The 18,191-nt window shown below is 65.4% G+C and carries 23 protein-coding genes; 22 read left to right on the forward strand and 1 reads right to left on the reverse strand.

Annotation, left to right across the window (positions count from 1 at the left end; genetic code table 11):
- Positions 1 to 44: 44 nt before the first annotated feature.
- From SY91_RS10830 to SY91_RS10930, 22 genes are all read left to right on the forward strand, one after another.
- Positions 45 to 713 (forward strand): putative metallopeptidase, encoded by a 669-nt coding sequence (locus tag SY91_RS10830; protein ID WP_043886446.1) that lies wholly within the window; start codon positions 45 to 47, stop codon positions 711 to 713.
- Positions 714 to 731: 18 nt separating this feature from the next.
- On the forward strand, positions 732 to 1,211 hold the full coding sequence (locus tag SY91_RS10835) for a DUF2280 domain-containing protein (RefSeq protein ID WP_023474720.1): 480 nt from the start codon (positions 732 to 734) through the stop codon (positions 1,209 to 1,211).
- Positions 1,162 to 2,715 carry a phage terminase large subunit gene (gene terL / locus SY91_RS10840; RefSeq protein WP_023474719.1) on the forward strand — a complete coding sequence of 518 codons (1,554 nt, stop codon included), beginning with the start codon at positions 1,162 to 1,164 and terminating at the stop codon, positions 2,713 to 2,715. Before SY91_RS10835 ends, terL begins: the two co-directional genes overlap by 50 nt.
- A 20-nt stretch (positions 2,716 to 2,735) precedes the next feature.
- Complete coding sequence (locus SY91_RS10845) at positions 2,736 to 4,202, forward strand: DUF1073 domain-containing protein (protein WP_023474718.1); 1,467 nt, start codon at positions 2,736 to 2,738, stop codon at positions 4,200 to 4,202.
- Positions 4,199 to 4,954: a phage head morphogenesis protein gene (locus SY91_RS10850; protein WP_023474717.1), complete on the forward strand. Its 756-nt coding sequence runs from the start codon at positions 4,199 to 4,201 to the stop codon at positions 4,952 to 4,954. Before SY91_RS10845 ends, SY91_RS10850 begins: the two co-directional genes overlap by 4 nt.
- A gap of 10 nt (positions 4,955 to 4,964) precedes the next feature.
- A complete protein-coding gene (locus SY91_RS10855) occupies positions 4,965 to 5,249 on the forward strand; it encodes a DUF6527 family protein (protein WP_260632407.1) in 285 nt (94 codons plus the stop codon).
- 171 nt (positions 5,250 to 5,420) lie between these two features.
- Positions 5,421 to 6,881: a DUF2213 domain-containing protein gene (locus tag SY91_RS10860; RefSeq protein WP_023474715.1), complete on the forward strand. Its 1,461-nt coding sequence runs from the start codon at positions 5,421 to 5,423 to the stop codon at positions 6,879 to 6,881.
- Between the two features lie 9 nt (positions 6,882 to 6,890).
- The gene (locus SY91_RS10865; RefSeq protein WP_023474714.1) at positions 6,891 to 7,397 is read left to right on the forward strand and encodes a hypothetical protein; all 507 of its coding nucleotides are present in this window, start codon (positions 6,891 to 6,893) and stop codon (positions 7,395 to 7,397) included.
- Between the two features lie 69 nt (positions 7,398 to 7,466).
- On the forward strand, positions 7,467 to 8,558 hold the full coding sequence (locus tag SY91_RS10870; protein ID WP_023474713.1) for a DUF2184 domain-containing protein: 1,092 nt from the start codon (positions 7,467 to 7,469) through the stop codon (positions 8,556 to 8,558).
- A gap of 1 nt (position 8,559) precedes the next feature.
- Entirely contained in the window at positions 8,560 to 9,027 is a 468-nt protein-coding gene (locus SY91_RS10875) for a hypothetical protein (protein WP_023474712.1), read from the forward strand.
- A gap of 63 nt (positions 9,028 to 9,090) precedes the next feature.
- Positions 9,091 to 9,474, forward strand: a complete 384-nt coding sequence (locus SY91_RS10880) for a DUF4054 domain-containing protein (RefSeq protein ID WP_009927900.1) — start codon at positions 9,091 to 9,093, stop codon at positions 9,472 to 9,474.
- A 28-nt stretch (positions 9,475 to 9,502) separates the two neighbouring features.
- Complete coding sequence (locus tag SY91_RS10885; protein WP_023474711.1) at positions 9,503 to 9,982, forward strand: hypothetical protein; 480 nt, start codon at positions 9,503 to 9,505, stop codon at positions 9,980 to 9,982.
- Between the two features lie 61 nt (positions 9,983 to 10,043).
- Positions 10,044 to 10,415: a hypothetical protein gene (locus SY91_RS10890; protein WP_023474710.1), complete on the forward strand. Its 372-nt coding sequence runs from the start codon at positions 10,044 to 10,046 to the stop codon at positions 10,413 to 10,415.
- A gap of 4 nt (positions 10,416 to 10,419) precedes the next feature.
- The gene (locus tag SY91_RS10895) at positions 10,420 to 11,010 is read left to right on the forward strand and encodes an LIC_12616 family protein (protein ID WP_023474709.1); all 591 of its coding nucleotides are present in this window, start codon (positions 10,420 to 10,422) and stop codon (positions 11,008 to 11,010) included.
- 9 nt (positions 11,011 to 11,019) lie between these two features.
- On the forward strand, positions 11,020 to 12,495 hold the full coding sequence (locus SY91_RS10900; protein WP_023474708.1) for a DUF3383 domain-containing protein: 1,476 nt from the start codon (positions 11,020 to 11,022) through the stop codon (positions 12,493 to 12,495).
- A gap of 15 nt (positions 12,496 to 12,510) precedes the next feature.
- Positions 12,511 to 12,951, forward strand: a complete 441-nt coding sequence (locus tag SY91_RS10905) for a phage structural protein (RefSeq protein WP_023474707.1) — start codon at positions 12,511 to 12,513, stop codon at positions 12,949 to 12,951.
- A 2-nt stretch (positions 12,952 to 12,953) separates the two neighbouring features.
- Complete coding sequence (locus tag SY91_RS10910; protein WP_023474706.1) at positions 12,954 to 13,517, forward strand: phage tail assembly chaperone; 564 nt, start codon at positions 12,954 to 12,956, stop codon at positions 13,515 to 13,517.
- Between the two features lie 59 nt (positions 13,518 to 13,576).
- On the forward strand, positions 13,577 to 13,708 hold the full coding sequence (locus SY91_RS35575) for a DUF6889 family protein (protein ID WP_009927600.1): 132 nt from the start codon (positions 13,577 to 13,579) through the stop codon (positions 13,706 to 13,708).
- Positions 13,701 to 15,788, forward strand: a complete 2,088-nt coding sequence (locus SY91_RS10915; protein ID WP_023474705.1) for a flagellar protein FlgJ — start codon at positions 13,701 to 13,703, stop codon at positions 15,786 to 15,788. The genes SY91_RS35575 and SY91_RS10915 overlap by 8 nt, the downstream gene beginning before the upstream one ends.
- Positions 15,785 to 16,360, forward strand: a complete 576-nt coding sequence (locus tag SY91_RS10920) for a phage baseplate protein (protein WP_023474704.1) — start codon at positions 15,785 to 15,787, stop codon at positions 16,358 to 16,360. The genes SY91_RS10915 and SY91_RS10920 overlap by 4 nt, the downstream gene beginning before the upstream one ends.
- Positions 16,360 to 16,677 carry a phage baseplate plug protein gene (locus SY91_RS10925; RefSeq protein ID WP_023474703.1) on the forward strand — a complete coding sequence of 106 codons (318 nt, stop codon included), beginning with the start codon at positions 16,360 to 16,362 and terminating at the stop codon, positions 16,675 to 16,677. Before SY91_RS10920 ends, SY91_RS10925 begins: the two co-directional genes overlap by 1 nt.
- Positions 16,674 to 17,642, forward strand: a complete 969-nt coding sequence (locus SY91_RS10930) for a phage protein (protein ID WP_023474702.1) — start codon at positions 16,674 to 16,676, stop codon at positions 17,640 to 17,642. The genes SY91_RS10925 and SY91_RS10930 overlap by 4 nt, the downstream gene beginning before the upstream one ends.
- On the opposite strand, the gene SY91_RS10935 is transcribed toward SY91_RS10930, so the two are convergent.
- Complete coding sequence (locus tag SY91_RS10935) at positions 17,639 to 18,184, reverse strand: hypothetical protein (protein WP_043886439.1); 546 nt, start codon at positions 18,182 to 18,184, stop codon at positions 17,639 to 17,641. The two genes, SY91_RS10930 and SY91_RS10935, sit on opposite strands and share 4 nt — an antisense overlap.
- Positions 18,185 to 18,191 lie beyond the last annotated feature (7 nt).

The following is an 18,191-nucleotide window of genomic DNA, read 5'->3' on the forward strand; positions in this document are numbered from 1 at the left end:
TCCTTTAATTGTGACGCGGCCATTCCGCCTCTCGATTCTAAGGTATGACACGCCGCACTCATCTTGTTGAAGCCGCTCCATCATCGATGAGCGCGCGCCCTGTCCCTCCAGACCTCCTATTCGACGACTCGAATTGGATCCGGCACATCGTGCCGGCCGACGGCGTCGCCGAGTGGGTGAACGAGACGCTCATCCGCGCCGGCGCGCCGCTGCACAACCCTGATCACGAGCACCTGATCGACGCTGACGTCGCCTACCTCTGGGCGGCCGTCGAGAACGTGCGCCAGATGCGGCGCGTCGTCGGCCAGTGCGAAGAGGTGACGATCCGCGCCGGCGGCTGGCAGCGCGCCAGGCAGGAACAGCAGTACCTCGAATGGTTCGGCCGCGTGCCGGCCTTCCTGATCACGCTCGACGCGCACTACGCGCGCGAGTGCAACGACCTGCAGTGGTGCGCGCTCGTCGAGCACGAGCTGTATCACATCGGCCAGCGCACCGACGAGTTCGGCGCGCCGGCTTTCACGAAGGACGGCATGCCGAAGCTCGGCATCCGCGGGCACGACGTCGAGGAGTTCGTCGGCATCGTCCGGCGATACGGCGTGGCCGGCGGCGCGGGCGATACAGCGAAGCTGGTCGACGCCGCACGGCGGGCGCCCGAGGTCGGCCATGTCGACATCGCCCGCGCCTGCGGCACCTGCATCCTGCGGGCCGCATAACCCGAACGTTTTCCCGCTATGGCAGCACTTCCCGACGCGATCAAGGTGTTTATCGTGCAGGCGCTGGCGTGCTTCGACACGATCTCGCGCACCGCGAAGGCCGTGCGGGATGAGTTCGGCGTCGAGGTGTCGCCGCAGCAGTGCGAGCGCTACGACCCGACGAAGCGCGCGGGATCGACGCTCAGCAAGAAATACCGCGAGATATTCGAGCGCACGCGCGAGGAGTTCCTCAACGATACGTCGCGCATCGGCGTGTCGCACCGCGCCGTGCGCCTGCGCGCGCTCGACCGTGCCGTCGCGGAAGCGGAGCGACGCAACAACCTGCCGCTGATGGCGCAGCTGCTCGAACAGGCTGCGAAGGAATCCGGCGACGCCTACACGAACCGGCGCCGCCTCGAACACACTGGGGAGAACGGCGGCCCGATCGAGAACAGGACGGTCGTCGTCGATGAAAGCCAGGTCGCAGCCGCTGTCGCCAAGCTCGAAGACGAGTATTGACCCCGCCATCGAGCGGGCCGTCCTGAAGGCGAAGTGCGAGCGGGATCACCTGTTTTTCAGCCGGTACTTTTTCAAGCATCGCCAGGCGATCAAGTTCCGCGTCAATTGGCACCATGTGCTGATCGCCGACACGGTGCAGCGCGTGATCGATGGCACGCTGAAGAACGTCGTCATCAACGTGCCGCCGGGCTCGTCGAAGACCGAGCTGGTCGGGATCAACCTGATCGCTCGCGGCCTCGCGCTGAACCCGCGCGCGCGGTTCCTGCACATCAGCTACTCGGACGATCTCGCGCTGTTGAACAGCGAGACGGCGCGCGACATCGTCGCATCCGACGAGTACCAGGCGCTCTGGCCGCTGAAGGTGGCTGACGACGCGAAGTCGAAGAAGCGCTGGAACGTGCTCGTCGACGGGAAGAAGGCAGGCGGCGTGTACGCGGTGTCTCTCGGCGGCCAAATCACGGGCTTCCGGGCCGGGCACATGGCCGAGGGCTGGCAGGGCGCGATCATCATCGACGACCCGCTGAAGGTCGAAGATGCGTACAGCAAGACGAACCGGGACAAAGCCAACCGCAAGCTGCAGTCGACCGTGAAGAGCCGAAAGGCTAGCCCGGACACGCCGATCATCGTGATCATGCAGCGGCTCGCCGAGGAAGACCCGACGGGCTTCATCAAGGCCGGGAAGCTGCCGGGCGACTGGGAATTCATCGAGATCCCGGCGCTGATCACGGACGAGTACGTCGCGAAGCTGCCGGCGCACATTCGCGACCGCGTCGAGTGCGACGAGCGAGACGCGGACGGTCGGTACAGCTACTGGCCGTACAAGGAACCGCTGCACGAACTGCTCGCGTCCGAGAAGGCCGACGCGTACGTGTTCAACGGCCAGTACATGCAGCGGCCGTCGCCGCTGGGCGGCGGCATCATCCAGAGCGGCAAGTTCCTGCGCTACGGCGCGCTGCCGCAGCTGCAGTACCGGAAAATCTTCGCCGACACGGCGCAGAAGACCGCCGAGCGGAACGACTACAGCGTGTTCGAGTGCTGGGGGCTTGGGTACGACAACCGCCTGTACCTGATCGACCTGGTCCGCGGAAAGTGGAAGGCGCCGGAGCTGAAGCAGCGTGCGCTCGACTTCTGGAACAAGCACAACGCGATCGGCGCCGGCGACCCGGGCGCGCCGGTGCTGCGCCAGATGAAGGTAGAGGACAAGTCCAGCGGTACCGGGCTGATTCAGGACATTCAGGCGGCCGGCGGCATCCCGATCGAGGGTATCGAGCGCGTGAAGGACAAGCTGACGCGCGTCATGGATGTCGTCAGCCATATCGATGCCGGCAACGTCGGCATCCCGCTGGATGCCCCGTGGGTCAGCGACTTCTTGACCGAGTGCGACTCGTTCACAGCTGACGACACGCACATGCACGACGACCAGATCGATCCGATGGTCGACGCAATCAACGACATGCTGGGAGGCGCGAAGGACCTGTCGGTCTGGGAGCGGCTTGCCGGTTGAGCACGACAGGATTTCCCGGAATGTCGAAACGGAAGCAACAGACCCGGCCGCCGCGCGCGCCGGCGGCGACGCACGCCCATCGCACGGTCGACTCGTTCGCAAACTTCGAAGCGCGGCTCGGATGGGGCGCCGACAACCAGGCGTCGGCGGCGCAGTACACGCTGTCGTACCAGAGCCGCAACCGCGTCTGGCTGGAAGCCGCGTACCGCGGATCGTGGATCGTGCGCGCCGCGGTGGACGCGATCCCGGAGGACATGACCCGCAAGGGCATCGAGATGTCTGGGCTCGATCCGACCGACGTGTCGAAGATGGAGACGGCGCTCACGCGCAAGGCGATCTGGGACCAGCTCTGCGACACCGGCAAGTGGGCGCAGCTGTACGGTGGCGCGATCGCAGTGATGCTGATCGACGGGCAGGACATGTCGCAGCAGCTTCGGCGCGAGACCATCGGGAAAGGCCAGTTCAAGGGCCTGCTCGTGCTCGACCGCTGGATGGTTGCGCCGCCGGTCGGCGAGGTCGTGACCGAGTTCGGTCCCGATCTCGGCATGCCGAAGTTCTACGACGTGCTGCCGACGGCGATCGGCTTGCCTCAGGGGCGCATTCACCACTCGCGCGTGCTGCGAATGGATGGCGAAGCGCTGCCGTTCTACCAGCGCATCAGCGAGAACGGTTGGGGTCTGTCAATCCTCGAGCCGATGTGGGACCGGCTCATCGCCTTCGACAGCGCGACGGTCGGCGCCGGCCAGCTTGTCTACAAGGCGCATCTGCGCACGCTGAGCGTCGAGAAGCTGCGCGAGATCATCGCGGCCGGCGGCCCGGCGCTCAACGGCCTGCTGAAGCAGGTCGAGATGATCCGGCTCGGGCAGTCGAACGAGGGTATCACCCTCATCGACGCGACCGACAAGTTCGAGACGCACCAGTACGCGTTCAGCGGGCTGTCCGACGTCTTGCTCCAGTTTGCGATGCAGCTCAGCGGCGCGACGGGCATTCCGCTCGATCGCCTGTTTGGCCAGCAGCCGGCCGGCCTGAGCGACACCGGCGAAGGGTCGCGCTTGCTGTACCACGAGAAGGTGCACACGCGGCAGGAGCGTCGGCTGCGCAACCCGCTGCACGGGCTGCTCGACGTGATGTGCCGGTCGGAGATCGGCCAGCCGTTGCCCGAGGACTTCTCGTACGAGTTCAACCCGCTGCAGGAGATGTCGGCCGCCGAGAAGGCGGAGATCGGCAACAAGACGGTCGACTCGGTGACGAAGGCCGTCGACGCCGACCTGATTCCGCGCAGCCAGGGCATGCGTGAGCTGAAGGCGTCGTCGCCCGACACCGGCATGTTCGGGGACATCCCCGACGAAGCGATCGAGCAGGCCGAGCGCGATGAAGAGGGCGAAGACCCGCCGGGAATTGACCCGGCGCTTCCGGTCGGCCCGGCGCCGGGCGCGGCCGCGCGCACGAACGATTCTCTGCTTCGCAGGCTTTTCCGACGTCGATGATCCTCACCCTCGATCGAAAGCGTGACCGGCGCAAGAACCCGGTCCGGCTGAGCGGTGCCGAGCGGAAGTACGGCAGCCAGTTGCGAAAGATCGCCCACCAGGTCGGCGTGCTCGTGAACGGCTTTCCGGCCGATGACGCGTCATACGCGCCGACGATTGAGGAGCTGTTGCGCAGGTATGCCGAGGCGCTCGCGCCGTGGGCCGAGGCGACCGCGGCGCGCATGATCGCCGACCTGAATCGGCGCGACGAGCAGATGTGGATGAAGCAGGCCGCCGACATGTCGCGCGCGCTGCGCGAGGAGATACGCGGCGCGGCCACCGGCGAGACGATGCACGCTCTCCTGGCCGAGCAGGTGCGGCTGATCAAGTCGATCCCGCTCGACGCAGCCGAGCGCGTGCACCGGCTCACGCTGGAAGGAATCGTCGACAGCACGCGCGCCGCGCAGATCTCGAAGGCGATTCAGGAGTCAGGGCAGGTCGCGAAAAGCCGGGCCGACACGATCGCGCGAACGGAGGTCAGTCGCACGGCCGCGACCCTCACCGAGGCGCGCGCCGTCGATGTCGGCAGCCCCGGCTACTTCTGGCGGACGTCGGATGACTCGGACGTGCGCGAGGACCATCGCGAGTTGGAAGGCAAGTTTTTCACCTGGGACAAGCCGCCAGTCGCGGACAAGCGGTCGGGCGCGCGCGCCCATCCTGGCTGCATCTACAACTGCCGGTGCTGGGCCGAAGTCGTGCTTCCGAAGGACTGATATGGCGAAGATGAAACGAGACAGCAGCGGATCGTTGCTGTTCGAGTGTCCGTGCGGCGAACTGCACGTCGTCTATCCGCATGGCTGCGATTCTCCGAACCCGGCGCGATGGAGCTGGAACGGCAGCGTGGATGCCCCGACGTTGTCGCCGTCGATCCTCGTATCGTGGCCCGGCCCCGGCGACCGGCGGAACGTCTGCCATTCATTCATCACGGATGGCCGCATCCAGTTCTGCGGCGACTGCACGCATGAACTGGCCGGTCAGACGGTCGAGATTCCTGACTGGATGGACTGAGCATGCCGACACATCGAACGACGTTGCGCGTGCGAGTGCGCACCGCATGGTGGTTGCCGCTTTACCTCCGATCCCTGGCCGTCTGGTGCCAGGTCACGCGCACCGAGCCCGATTACGAGCGAGTCCGCGGCGTCATCGCGCGCGGCGTCCGAACCAGCATTGAAGACTGATATGCGCATTTTCACCACTGACCACGCGTGCACGTGCGGCGCGCATGCGCCGCGCGGTCGCGCGCATACCCGCGACGGTATCACCGCGTCGGGCGTGTACGCGGCCGAGCAGCTCGGCGAGCGGCAGTCGATCACGCCTGAAGGTTTCCTGCTCTGCGAGGCCGTGCCGATCGCGCGCGTCGGCGCGCAGGACTACGCCTATTTCGAGCTGCCCGAGATCGAGGCGAAGGACGGTGTCATCGTCGCCGAGCGCACGGCCGACGTGCTGTTCAGCCCCGAGACGCTCGCCAGCTTCGAAGGCAAGCCGATCACGATCGACCATCCGCCGGATTTCGTGACGCCGGCGAATTACATGTCGGTGTCCCGCGGCGACGTGCGCAACGTGCGGCGCGGCGAGGGCGCTCAGTCGGACCTTATGTTGGCTGACCTGCTGATCAAGGATGCCGAGGCGATCCGCCGCGTGCAGAGCGACGGCCCTGACGCGCTCGACCAAGTCAGCAACGGCTACGACGCCGACTACGAACAGATTGCGCCTGGGCGGGCGCGACAGGTGGTGATCGTGGGCAACCACGTCGCCCTCGTGAAAAGCGCCCGCTGTGGCCCCGTGTGTTCGATCGGGGATAGCAGTTCCAACCTACTCCCGACAGGAGATGCAAGCATGGCAACCAAGAAAGGCTCCAAGTTCGTCGACGCGTTGCGCAAGGCGTTCATGACGCGCGATTCCGAAGCGTTCGAGAAGGTCGCGAGCGAGATGACCGGCGACGAAGGCGGCGAGGGCGGCGACGGCCAACCCCAGATTCACATCCACATGCCCGGTACCGGCACCGATCCGAAGGCGGCTGTCTCCGCGACGGGCGACGATGTCGCGGGCGGTGGCGAAGGCGATCCGCTGAAGCAGGTGCTCGACGCGATCCATGCCACCAACGGCAAGATCGACGCGCTCGCCGATCGCGTGACGAAGCTCGAAGGCGGCGGCACGCAGACGGGCGACGCGGACGACGATGACGACGACCTGCTCGGTACCGGAACGACGGACAACGGCGGTACCGGCGAAGGCGACGACGACAAGACCGGCGCGCGTACCGGCGACAGCACTGCACTGCGCGACCAGTTTCAGGACGCGCTCTCGCGCGCCGAGATCCTCGCGCCGGGCGTGCGACTGCCGACGTTCGATGCGAAGGCGGTCCGCAAGAAGACGGTCGACGCCATGTGCGTGCTGCGCCGGCGCGCGCTGCGCGCCGCACTGGATAACGAGAACGCCGAACTGGTCAAGTCGGTGGTCGGCGGCGCGAACGTCGCCAGCATGACCTGCGATTCCGTCGCGGCGTTCTTCAACGCAGCGTCGGAGGTCGTGCGCAGCAAGAACTCCGGCGTCACGCAGCGCCGGACGAACGATTCCGCTCACACCGAGCGGAAAGACATCAACGCAATCCACGCGGAATTCTGGAAGGTCCGCAAGTAAGGAGCCGACATGCCCTCGTTGCAAGCTTATCAATTTCGCATGCCGGCAGGCTTTGCCGGCGACCTCCAGCGCGCCGAAGTCGCCACGATCGAGCCGCAGTTGATCGACCCGGCGGCACCGCCGACGGCGTTCGGCGTGTCGGTGAAGATGGTGAACGGCAAGATCCAGCCGATCAACAACGCGGCCGACACGGCGGCGCTCGTCTACGGCGTGAACCTCCGCGCGTACCCGATCCAGGGCAACGGCAACGATCCGCTCGGCACGTCGACGCCGCCGACGAGCGGTCCGACCGACATCCTGAAGCGCGGCTATTTCAATGCCGCGCTGGGCGGCACCGCGCCGGCCACGAAGAACGGTACGGTGTACGTGCGCGTCGCGGCAGCGGCCGCCGGCAAGCCGCTCGGTGGCTTCGAAGCGGCGGCCGACGGCACGAACACCGTTGTGATGCCCTCGAACTGGTACTTCACCGGTCCGGCCGACGCATACGGCATCGTGGAAATCGCCGTCAACATCTGATCCGGCGCTGAACAGCGCTTCACCCGAAGCCCCGCCATCGCGGGGCTTTTGCATTTCTGGAGCCATTACATGGACATGTCCGAACTGAAGCACCTGCGCCGGGCCGGGGCCTCGATCCCGATGTCGGCGGCCGTCGCAGACGCGACGCGCCGGCTGATCCGCGCGCGTACGCAGGACCAGCAGTACACGTACGATCGTGCGACGATCGACTCGACCGGCGTATTTCTCAACGGCCAGCTCGAGCGCCTCGACCAGACGCTCAACGAGCCGCTCGTCGAGTACACCTGGTCGCGCGACATCTACATCCGCAGCGACGTGTCGGCGGCCGACGAAGTCGCGTCGTTCACGAACTCGGCGTTCGGGATGAGCGGCGGTATCAACCCGAACGGTCTGAACTGGATCTCGAACGAGGGCAACGCGCTGGCGGGCCCGTCGGTCGATATCGGCAAGACCGCACAGCCGATGCTGCTCTGGGGTGCCGAAGTCAAGTACACGGTGCCCGAACTGATCAAGTCGCAAGCGCTCGGCATGCCCATCGACTCGCAGAAGGTCGAGGCGATGAACATGAAGCGCAACATGGACCTCGACCAGATCGTCTATTACGGCGATCCGCAGATGAGCTTCACCGGCTTGGTGAACTCGACCGGCGCCGTCGGGAGCGTTTCGAACGTCGCGAACGGCGCGGCCGGCACGCCGCAGTGGGAAACGAAGACGCCGAAGGAGATTCTCAAGGACGTTAACGAGATCCTGACTTCGGCGTGGCAAGCGTCGGGCTGGAAGGTGAAGCCGAACCGCCTCATGCTGCCGCCCGCGAAACTGGGCTGGGTTGCATCGCAGATCGTGAGCGACGCCGGCAACAAGTCGATCCTGACGTACCTGCTCGAGAACAACATCTGCACGCAGCAGGGCACGCCGCTGGAAATCCTCGAGCTGAAGTGGCTGATCGGCGCGGGCGCCGGCGGCACGCAGGGTCAGCTCGGCACCGTGGACCGGATGGTCGCGTACAACAGCGACAAGAAGTACGTCCAGTTCCCGATGACGGACCTGCAGCGCACGCCGCTCGAGTACCGCTCGCTGTTCCAGATCACGACCTACTGGTCGCGTATCGGTCGCGTCGAATGGCGCTACGGCACGACGGCCGCTTACCGGGACGGGATCTGACATGGCGAAGATCAATGTTCTGACGGCGTTCACGATCCGGTTGCTCCACGAGGGCGAGGAGGTCGTCCGCCGAGTCGAAGCCGGTGTGCAGGAGGTCGAGGACTTCATCGCCGAGCACTGGTACGCGAAGGCGCACACGGGCCCGCTGCCGGAGAAATCCGGCGATGTAGGTGACCCGCAAGGCGGCGCGACCGATCAGGCTGCAGCGCTCGCCGCGGCGAAGTCCGATCTCCAGGCCGAGTCGGACCGCCTCGAAAAGCTTCGTGTCGAGCTCGAGGCGTTCAGCAAAGGTCTGGACGAACGCGCGGCGGCGCTCGATGCGCATGAGGCGGCAGTCGCGGCCGGTGTGCAGGATCTCGCCGCGCGAGTGGCCGCCTTCGAGGCAGCCCAGAAGGACGCCGCGGCGGCCGCGAAGGACGGCGCAGCCGACGGCGCGACGCAGAAGTCCGGCGGCGGGAAGAAGGCATAATGGCCTCCCGGCGCCGCGCCGTGAAGGCGCGCGCCGGGCATCCGCATTTTGGCAAGGTGACACGTGGATATCGCCCAGTTCCGACAGTCGTTCCCCGAGTTCAACGATACGACGACGTACCCCGACTCGCTCGTCCAGTTTTGGATGACCGTCGCGGTGTCGCTCGTCAATGCTGACCGGTGGCGTGAGCTGACGGATCTGGGTGTCGCGCTGGTCACCGCGCACCACCTCGCGCTCGCGTTGAAGGACCAGAAGACGGCCGCAGTCGGCGGCGTGCCCGGGCAGGTCACCGGGCCGCAGTCGTCGAAGGCCGTCGACAAGGTGAGCGCGAGCTACGACACCGCGGCTGTCGCCATCAAGGACGGCGGCTTCTGGAACGCCACGATGTACGGCGTTCGCTATCTCAGCCTCGCGCAAATGATGGGCTCGGGCGGCATCCAGCTGTAATGCTACCGCCGCCCATCGGGAGAATCCCATGGGCAGCATGAAAATCGACCGCCTCGACCAGGTGCTGAAGTCGATCAGCGGGCTGGTGCAAAAGGAAGTGCTGGTCGGCGTGCCCGATAGCACTGCCGGCCGGAAGGACGAGGGCGAACCGCTCAGCAACGCAGAGATCGGCTACATCATGGAAAACGGCTCGCCGGCCAACAACATACCGGCGCGCCCGCACCTGGTGCCCGGCGTGCAGGATGCGCGGCCGAATTTCGAGCCGCAGCTCCAGAAGGGCGTCGAAGCGGCGCTCGACGGCGATCTCGAACAGGTCGAGCGCAGGCTGAAGCTGGCCGGTCTCGCCGGGCAAAACGGCGTGCGCGCGAAGATCAACAGCAACATCGCTCCCGAATTGGCCGAATCGACGCTGGCCGCGCGCCGGCGCCGCGGCGTCACGCGTGAGAACACGCTGGTCGACACCGGCCAGTACCGCAACGCGATCACGTACGTGGTTCGCAAGAAGTAGTTTCCAGTTTCCCAGCTCCAAGGGCCGCCACGCGCGGCCCTTTTTCGTTGGTGCGCTCGATATGGCCTTCCTCGACGTAACCGAGGTCCTGCTCGATCCGGATTTCATGGACACGGGCCTGATCTGCAATCGCATGACGCAAACGGTCGACGGCCACGGCCGCGCGCAGAACACCGCTGCGTCGACGTCGTTCGCCGCCGTCGTGACGAGCGACAAGGGCGACATCCTGCACCGCAACGCGGACGGCAGCCGAATCATCGGCTCGATCACGCTGCACACGATGTTCCGGCTGATAGACGGCAGCGTCGGCCACGACGCCGACGAGGTCGTATGGGCGGGCCGCACCTACACGGTCGTGAACGTGAACGACTACTCGCACTTCGGCCGCGGCTTCGTTTGCGCGACGTGCGACCTGAAGCCTCTCTCAGGATGACCCCATGAACGACAGCTCGACCGGCGGTTATCTGGCGCCAGCCGTCGATGCGCCGCCGGCCGAGGACGATGCCCTTGACGATCTGGTCCACGACCTGATCGCGGGCATCACGGCTCTGCCGCCTGACCTCGTGCGGCCGCGCTGGCAGCAGACCGTGCCGAAGCAGCCGGAGCCCTCCGTCGACTGGTGTGCGTTCGGCGTGCAGGAACAAGAGCCGGACGCAGGGCCGGCGATCCAGCACGACGGCACTGGAGATGGGCACGACACCTACATCCGGCACCAGGACATCGACGTCATGTGCACGTTCTACGGCCCGCGCGCGAAGGGATACGCGCAGCGGCTCGCTGACGGGCTCGCGATCCCGCAGAACCGCGAGCAACTCCAACTGCAGGACATGGCGTTCGTCGGCGTCGGCCTGATTCGAGCGGCGCCCGACCTGGTCAACCAGCAATGGGTGCGGCGCTACGACATGACCGTGACACTGCGCCGAAAGATCACCCGGACCTACGCGGTCCTCAACCTCAAATCGGCCACCGTGGCGACGACGACCGACTCGTCGACGCCAGTGGCCGGCGTTTCAAACATCCACTCGTAGGGGACCAGCATGTCCAACGGATTGCCGGTATCGCGTCTGATCAACGTGACGATCAACCTCGCCGCGCTGGCGGCGCAGGGCGCGAACATGAACACCGGGCTGATTCTCGGCCCGTCAGCCATCATTGACACCAACGAACGCGCGCGCTCGTACGGCGGCATCGACGAGGTGACGTCCGACTTCGGCACGAACACGCCGGAGTACTTCGCGGCCGCGCTGTATTTCAACCAGGTGCCGCAGCCGCAGCAGTTGATGATCGGCCGGTGGGCGAAGACTGCGACGTCTGGGTCGCTGCGTGGCGGAGTGCTGTCGACGGCGCAGCAGGACATGACCGCCTGGAAGGCGATCACGACGGGTGCCTTCAACATCACGATCGACGGCAACGCGAAGACAGTCACCGCGCTCGACTTCTCCGCGCAGACGAACCTGAACGGCGTTGCGACGGTGATCAACGCGAAGCTGACCGGCGCGACGATCGCGTGGAACGGCTCGCAGTTCGTGGTGACGTCGAGCACGTCCGGTACCAGTTCGACCGTCGGGTATGCGACCGTACCGGGCAGTGGCACGGACGTCTCGTCGATGCTCGGCCTCACCAGCAGCTTAGCCGGCACGCCGGCCGCCGGCATCGCTCCCGAGCAGCCGGTGGACGCCGCCGCGGTGTTTCTCGACCGCTTCGCGAACCAGTTCCTCGGTCTCGATTTCGCTGACGCGTCGATCACGGATGCACAGCATATTGCTGTCGCATCGCTCATTGAAGCCGATCAGCGCCATATCTACGGCATCACGACGCAGAACCCGCAGGTGCTCGACTCGACGGTGTCGACCGACATCGCGAGCAAGCTGAAGGCACTGAATCTGAAGTACTCCATCGTGCAGTACTCCAGCGCGACGCCGTATGCGGTGTCGTCTCTGCTCGGCAGGCTGCTGACGGTGAACTTCAACGGCAACAACACGACGATCACGCTCATGTTCAAGCAGGAGCCGAGCGTCGCCGCGGAACAGCTGACCAGCACCCAAGCGAACACGGTGCAAGCGAAGAACTGCAACGTCTTCGTCAACTACAGCAACAACACGTCGATCATCCAGTACGGCGTGACGCCGAGCGGCCTGTTCGCCGACTCCGTCTACAACGCGATCTGGTTCCGCAACCGGATCGAGACGGACGTCTACAACCTGCTGTACCAGAGCCCGACGAAGATCCCGCAGACGGACGGTGGCAACGCCACGATCGCGGCCACGATCTCCGCGGCCTGCGAGGCGGCGGTGAACAACGGCTACCTCGCGGCGGGCGTCTGGAATTCGGCCGGCTTCGGCGCGCTGAATCAGGGCGACACGCTGGCCCAGGGCTACTACGTCTATGCACCGCCGATCGCGACGCAGTCGCAGGCCGACCGGGAGGCACGCAAGTCGGTCACGTTCCAGGTCGCAGCGAAGGAAGCCGGCGCGATCCACAGTGTCGACATCCTCGTCAACGTCAACCGCTAACAGGGGCATCTCAACATGACGACTTACAGCTTTCAGGACGTCGCGGCGACGATCGTCGGCCCGGGCGGCGCGTTCTCGCTCGGCTACGGCGAAGCGACTGCGGAAGAAGGCATCACGATCGCTCGCGCGGGCGACAAGAACACGATGACGATCGGCTCGGACGGCGAAGGCATGCATAGCCTGCATGCCGACAAGTCCGGGCAGGTCACGCTGCGCTACCTAAAGACCGCGCCGATCAACGCGAAGCTGATGGCGCTCTACGACGCGCAGTCGCTCGACAGTCGCCTGTGGGGCAAGAACCTGATCGAGGTTCGGCAGACGGCGGCCGGTGACGTGCTGACCGCGCGCAGCTGCGCGTTCAAGAAGGCTCCAGACCTGAAGTACGCGAAGGACGGCGACATCGTCGAATGGGTCTTCGACTCGATCAAGATCGATAACATCCTCGGGACGTACTGAGCATGGCGACCGAAGTTCAACTCAACGACACGCGGTACGTGATCGGCAAGCTGAGCGCGATGCAGCAGTTCCACGTGTCGCGGCGCATCGCACCGATCATCCCGCCGATGATCCCGGTGCTGATGAAGTTCTATGCCGAGCTCGAGCAGGCCGACGTGGCCCGCGAGCAGGCGCGCGCGAACGCCGCGCTCGCGGCTCTCGCGGGAGCTGCCGGTGGCACGGAAGTGTCAGGCGACGGCTCGCCGGCACCCGAGGCCGACCGCTCGCGCGAGCTGCTGTCGCTGGTCGACGCAATCGCGCCGGTGCTGCAGCCATTCGCCGACGCGCTGGCCGGCCTGAAGGACGAGGACGCCGAATACGTCTTCGGCACGTGCCTGTCGGTCGTCGAGCGGTGGCAGGGGACCGGCTGGGCGAAGGTCTGGAACGTCGCGCACAAGACGTCGATGTTCGACGACATCGGCATCGACGTGATGCTGCCGCTGGTCGTGCGCGTGGTGGTGGCAAACCTCGGCCCTTTTATCAGCGGGCTGCTTACCAGCCAAGCGAGCAGCCCGGCGGCGACGTAGGCTGGATCCGCACGCTGCCCGGCGGTGAGGATTGGCTGCTCGCGCCCGTACATGCGCAGATGTGTCGGTACGAGTCGCTGCTCGACGGGACGCTCGGCTTGGCCGACGTCGCGCTCATGAACGATTCACTCGCCGTCCGGGCGGACAACGAAGCGGCGTACCGCCGCAAGATGGAAAGAGAAAATGGCTGATTCGGTCGTCATCCGCGAGTTCCTGGTCGCGCTCGGCTTCAAGGTCGACGAGAAGGGCCTGAAGAACTTCAAGGAAGGCGTCGAAGGGACGACAAAGGGCGTCAAGCAGCTGATCGCCACGGTGTCCGGCGCCGCGCTCACCGTGAGCGCCGGCGTCGCGGCATTCGCGTCGAAGCTCGAGCGCCTGTACTTCGTGTCTCAGCGGACCGGCGCGTCGGCGACCAACCTGCGCGGCTTCGAATTCGCCGCACGGAACATGGGCGTCTCGGCGGAGGCGGCGACCGGCACGATCGAGAACCTTGCGCGCTTCCTGCGCAACAACCCGGCGGGCGAGGGCTATCTCGCGACGCTCGGCGTGCAGACGCGCAACGCAAACGGCGAGCTGCGCGACACGGTCGACATCATGTCCGACCTCGGGAAGTCGCTGGCGAACGAGCCAACGTGGCTCGCGAGCCAGTACGGCAACATTCTCGGTATCGACGAGAACCTGATGCTCGCTATGCGCAACGGGGACTTCGAGAAGCTCCTGGCGCAGTACCGCGAGATGTCGAAGTCGACCGGGCTGGACAAGGCGGCCGACGACTCGCATCGCTTCATGACGCAGCTGCGTGGCCTCGGCACGTCGTTTGAGAACCTTGGCATTCGCGTCGAGGGCGCGATGCTGCAGAAGATCGGCCCCCAGCTCGAACGGTTCCAGCGTTGGATGGATGAGCACGGCGATGAGATCGCGAACCGGGTCACGGACATCGCCAACGCGGTCGTGAAGGCGGCCGCGGCGATGGGGCCGCCGCTGGCATGGCTTGCGGACAAGTTCGTCGAGCTCGACCACGGTACGAACGGCTGGTCGACGAAAATCCTGCTGCTAGGTGTAGCACTGAATGCCCTCGGCGTGTTTCGGATCGCTGGCGGCATCTGGAAGATGGTCGCGGCACTGCGCGCGGCCGGCACGGCCACGACTGCCGCATCCGCAGCCGGTGGCGGATTGCTTTCCGTGCTTGGCAGCCTCGCGACGGCAGTGGCGGCCGTCGGAGCTGCGTTTGCAGGCTGGAAGATCGGCGACGCGGTGCGCGACAAGGTCGACGGCTTGATCACGCAATTGTCTGGCGGGAAGTACCGCTCGCTCTGGGACGTGCTGACCGGTAAGGATCGGCGTGGTTTGGAAGCGACCGGCGGCTACACGCAGGAGGAAATCGACAGCGTGAAGGACGGGGGCGGCGCGAAGCTGACACCGCCACGCGCTGAACAGCAGTCGACTCCCGCGCAGCCTGGCGAAAAACGTTCGGTACCGGCGTCGCAAACCACCGGTCCGCAGAATCCTACGACGCGGCCTACTTCGGCACCGGCGTCATGGACAGAGCGTGTTGCAGCTCCTGGCGACGGCGGTCTCGTTGGCCGTCTCGGTCAACTGGCCGACACAGCGTTCGGCAAGCTGATCGCGCGCGGAGAGGGAGACTACAACAGCGTGAACCGCGGCGCGCGCGGCGGTTACCGTGCCGGCACCGAGAACCTCGAGGGCATGACACTTGCGCAGGTCATGGCTGCGCAGCGCGCGGGACAGTTCAACGCGGCGGGCCGCTACCAGATCATCGGCAGCACATTGGCCGAGGCTGCGCGCGGGTTGAAGCTGAACGGGTCCGAGATGTTCGACCGGAAGCTGCAGGACCGGATCTTCGAGCAGTACCTCGTGCGCAACAAGCGTCGTGCGATCGCCGACTACGTCGAAGGGCGTAGCGACGACCTGCGCGGCGCTCTGCGCGCGGCGTCGCGCGAGTGGGCGAGCGTCGCAGACCCGGATACCGGACGCAGCTACTACGCGGGCAAGGGCAACAACCGTGCGAGCATCACGGCCGCTGAGATGGCGGCCGCGCTGCGAAATACTCGCGCGACTTACCAGCCGCCGGCGGCGCTGGTCGCACAACCGGCAGCGCGCGGTGGCGAGGCGAAGGTCGAACTGCACCAGTCCACGCAGATCCATGTGACTGGCGCTAGCGATCCTTCGGCGGCCGGCCGCGCGGTCGAGCGCGAGCAGCGGGCGGTGAATGCCGACATGGTCCGCAACCTGCAGGGGGTGATTGCATGATCCTCGACATGATCATGATCTCGCCGAAGAAGATCGGCAGCATCACGGTGCAGGTCGCGATCGAAGAGGTGTACAACGACGAGCTCACAATTACCGAGCATCCGGTTGAGCAAGGGGCGCAGATCACCGATCACGCTTTCAAGCGTCAGCCGGATCTCTCGATGCGGTGCGGCTGGAGCAACGCCGACTATGAAGCACTGCTCGGAGCGGCAGAGGCGACGTTCGACGGCGGCGGCCTCCCGTCGGCGCAGTACGTCAACGCGATCTACTCGCAGTTGCTGGCGCTGCAGCAGGCGCGCTCGCCGGTCGACGTCACGACCAGCCGCCGGACCTACCAGAGCATGCTTCTGCAGGGGCTGCGGCTCACGGTTGATGAGAAGACGTCGAGCGCGCTGATCCTGACGGCGACGCTCAAGCAGATCCGCATCGTGTCGACGCAGGTGACGAAGCTGCCGCCGCGCGAGAACCAAGCCGATCCCGCGTCGACGGCCGAGACGGGCAACGGGGGCACGAAGGCCGCCATGCCGGCGACGCCAGCGCCGGGCGGCGCGGTACCGCCGGGGAGTATGTGATGCCGAGCTTCTTCGAGATTCCCTTTTCCCCGCGCCCGGAGCGCTTCACCGTGACGTTGAGCGGGACCGACTTCCGCCTGACCGTCCAGTACCGCAAGGCCGGCGGCGCGGGGTGGGTGCTCGACGTCGCGGACGCGCAGGACAACCCGCTGGTGTCCGGCCTGCCGTTGGTGACTGGCATTGACCTGCTCGGCCAGTACAAGCACCTGGGGTTCCAAGGGCGGCTGTGGGTGCAGGGCGCCGCTGATCCAGACGACGTTCCGACGTACGAGGATCTCGGTATCGGATCGCATGTTTTCTGGGTGACGGATCAATGAGCGTTCAGCAGTTCGGCCGGAAGGTATCGCTGATCATCGGCTTTGACAGTGGCGAAGCGCTCGACCTGTCCGAGCTTCGGATTGTGTTCCGCGTGCAGCGAGGCGACCTGCAGACGCCGAACTCGGCGCGGATTCGCGTGTACAACGTGTCGACGACCACGGCCCGGCGCGCACAGAAGGAATTCACGCGCGTTGTGCTGCAGGCCGGCTACGAAGGCAGCTACGGGATCATATTCGACGGCCAGATCAAGCAGGTGCGGCGCGGGCGCGAAAGCCAGACTGACACGTTCCTCGACATCACGGCAGCGGATGGCGACTCGGCGTACAACTTCGCCGTGGTCAACACGACGCTCGCGGCCGGTTCAACGCCGGCCGACCACGTGGCGGCCGCGTGTACTGCGATGAACCAGTATGGCGTGCAGCAGGGCTATCTGCCCGAACTGCCGTCGAACCCACTGCCCCGAGGCAAGGTGATGTTCGGCATGGCGCGGGACTTCATGAGATGGACCGCACGGACCACTCAGACCGTCTGGAGCATCCAGGACGGTAAGGTCGTGCTGGTGCCGGAGACCGCGTACATGCCCGGCGACATTCCGGTGATCACGTCGGATACCGGCATGGTCGGTCTGCCGCAGCAGACCGCGAACGGCATCGAGGTGAAGATGCTGCTGAACCCGAGCGTGAAGATCGGCCGACTAATCTGTCTCGACAACGCGAGTATCCAGCAGTACGAATACAGCCTGAACGTTGGCCAGCAGGCCGAGAACGAGCGGATCGAGATGCAGGCGAAGCTGCAGGACGACGGCTTCTACTACGTGATGCTCGCGGAAGTCAGTGGCGATACGCGCGGCGAAGAGTGGTACACGAACGTGACCTGCCTCGCGGCCGATGTCACCGTGCTACCCGATTCGTTCAGGGACAAGGCGGCGGTGCCGTCCGCCGACGTGATCAAGCGGTTCGGCTAACGAAGTTCCTTCTGATACTGCGAAATTCTTTTGCTGATTTCGTCCGGAGTGATCGCGCGTTTCACGAACTTTCCTGAGCCGTCGTCGAGAATTTTCACCTCTGCGTAGTTGATCAGTGAATCTTGTCGACTGTTTCCGAACTTCGTGACGATTAGAACGGAATCATTGGCGGGGCTGAGCACTTTTCCCCAGCATGCGGCGACGAGAGCTCGACCATATAACGATTCGGCCGCCCGCATGTTGGGCGCATCGGTGATAGGCAGGCGACACGGCATGTTCCTGTATAGGATCGAGCTCATTGCCGAGCGAGGGATCGTGTCATCGACTGTTTTCGCGAAAACGTAGGCCGACTGTCCAATAGTTGAGCGGTCAAATGATCTCGCGCGGATAGCTGCGTCTTCCTGCTCCTGAGCGATTTTCCATTTCGGTACCTCATTCTGTTCGGCCGCGAACGCTCGATTCTTCGCGATCAAATCCTCAACGTCAGCGGCTTGAACGTAGCAGGCAGTCATTGCCAGCACGGCTGCAACAAACAGTTTCATATCGAGT

The sequence above is a fragment of the Burkholderia cenocepacia genome (genome assembly GCF_014211915.1).
GTDB classification, from domain to species: Bacteria; Pseudomonadota; Gammaproteobacteria; order Burkholderiales; family Burkholderiaceae; genus Burkholderia; species Burkholderia orbicola.

Coding starts and splice junctions, on each gene's coding strand:
- SY91_RS10830 (WP_043886446.1), top strand. CDS start 45: ATGACACGCCGCACTCATCTTGTTGAAGCCGCTCCATCATCGATGAGC.
- SY91_RS10835 (WP_023474720.1), top strand. CDS start 732: ATGGCAGCACTTCCCGACGCGATCAAGGTGTTTATCGTGCAGGCGCTG.
- terL (WP_023474719.1), top strand. CDS start 1,162: ATGAAAGCCAGGTCGCAGCCGCTGTCGCCAAGCTCGAAGACGAGTATT.
- SY91_RS10845 (WP_023474718.1), top strand. CDS start 2,736: ATGTCGAAACGGAAGCAACAGACCCGGCCGCCGCGCGCGCCGGCGGCG.
- SY91_RS10850 (WP_023474717.1), top strand. CDS start 4,199: ATGATCCTCACCCTCGATCGAAAGCGTGACCGGCGCAAGAACCCGGTC.
- SY91_RS10855 (WP_260632407.1), top strand. CDS start 4,965: ATGAAACGAGACAGCAGCGGATCGTTGCTGTTCGAGTGTCCGTGCGGC.
- SY91_RS10860 (WP_023474715.1), top strand. CDS start 5,421: ATGCGCATTTTCACCACTGACCACGCGTGCACGTGCGGCGCGCATGCG.
- SY91_RS10865 (WP_023474714.1), top strand. CDS start 6,891: ATGCCCTCGTTGCAAGCTTATCAATTTCGCATGCCGGCAGGCTTTGCC.
- SY91_RS10870 (WP_023474713.1), top strand. CDS start 7,467: ATGGACATGTCCGAACTGAAGCACCTGCGCCGGGCCGGGGCCTCGATC.
- SY91_RS10875 (WP_023474712.1), top strand. CDS start 8,560: ATGGCGAAGATCAATGTTCTGACGGCGTTCACGATCCGGTTGCTCCAC.
- SY91_RS10885 (WP_023474711.1), top strand. CDS start 9,503: ATGGGCAGCATGAAAATCGACCGCCTCGACCAGGTGCTGAAGTCGATC.
- SY91_RS10890 (WP_023474710.1), top strand. CDS start 10,044: ATGGCCTTCCTCGACGTAACCGAGGTCCTGCTCGATCCGGATTTCATG.
- SY91_RS10895 (WP_023474709.1), top strand. CDS start 10,420: ATGAACGACAGCTCGACCGGCGGTTATCTGGCGCCAGCCGTCGATGCG.
- SY91_RS10900 (WP_023474708.1), top strand. CDS start 11,020: ATGTCCAACGGATTGCCGGTATCGCGTCTGATCAACGTGACGATCAAC.
- SY91_RS10905 (WP_023474707.1), top strand. CDS start 12,511: ATGACGACTTACAGCTTTCAGGACGTCGCGGCGACGATCGTCGGCCCG.
- SY91_RS10910 (WP_023474706.1), top strand. CDS start 12,954: ATGGCGACCGAAGTTCAACTCAACGACACGCGGTACGTGATCGGCAAG.
- SY91_RS35575 (WP_009927600.1), top strand. CDS start 13,577: ATGTGTCGGTACGAGTCGCTGCTCGACGGGACGCTCGGCTTGGCCGAC.
- SY91_RS10915 (WP_023474705.1), top strand. CDS start 13,701: ATGGCTGATTCGGTCGTCATCCGCGAGTTCCTGGTCGCGCTCGGCTTC.
- SY91_RS10920 (WP_023474704.1), top strand. CDS start 15,785: ATGATCCTCGACATGATCATGATCTCGCCGAAGAAGATCGGCAGCATC.
- SY91_RS10925 (WP_023474703.1), top strand. CDS start 16,360: ATGCCGAGCTTCTTCGAGATTCCCTTTTCCCCGCGCCCGGAGCGCTTC.
- SY91_RS10930 (WP_023474702.1), top strand. CDS start 16,674: ATGAGCGTTCAGCAGTTCGGCCGGAAGGTATCGCTGATCATCGGCTTT.
- SY91_RS10935 (WP_043886439.1), bottom strand. CDS start 18,184: ATGAAACTGTTTGTTGCAGCCGTGCTGGCAATGACTGCCTGCTACGTT.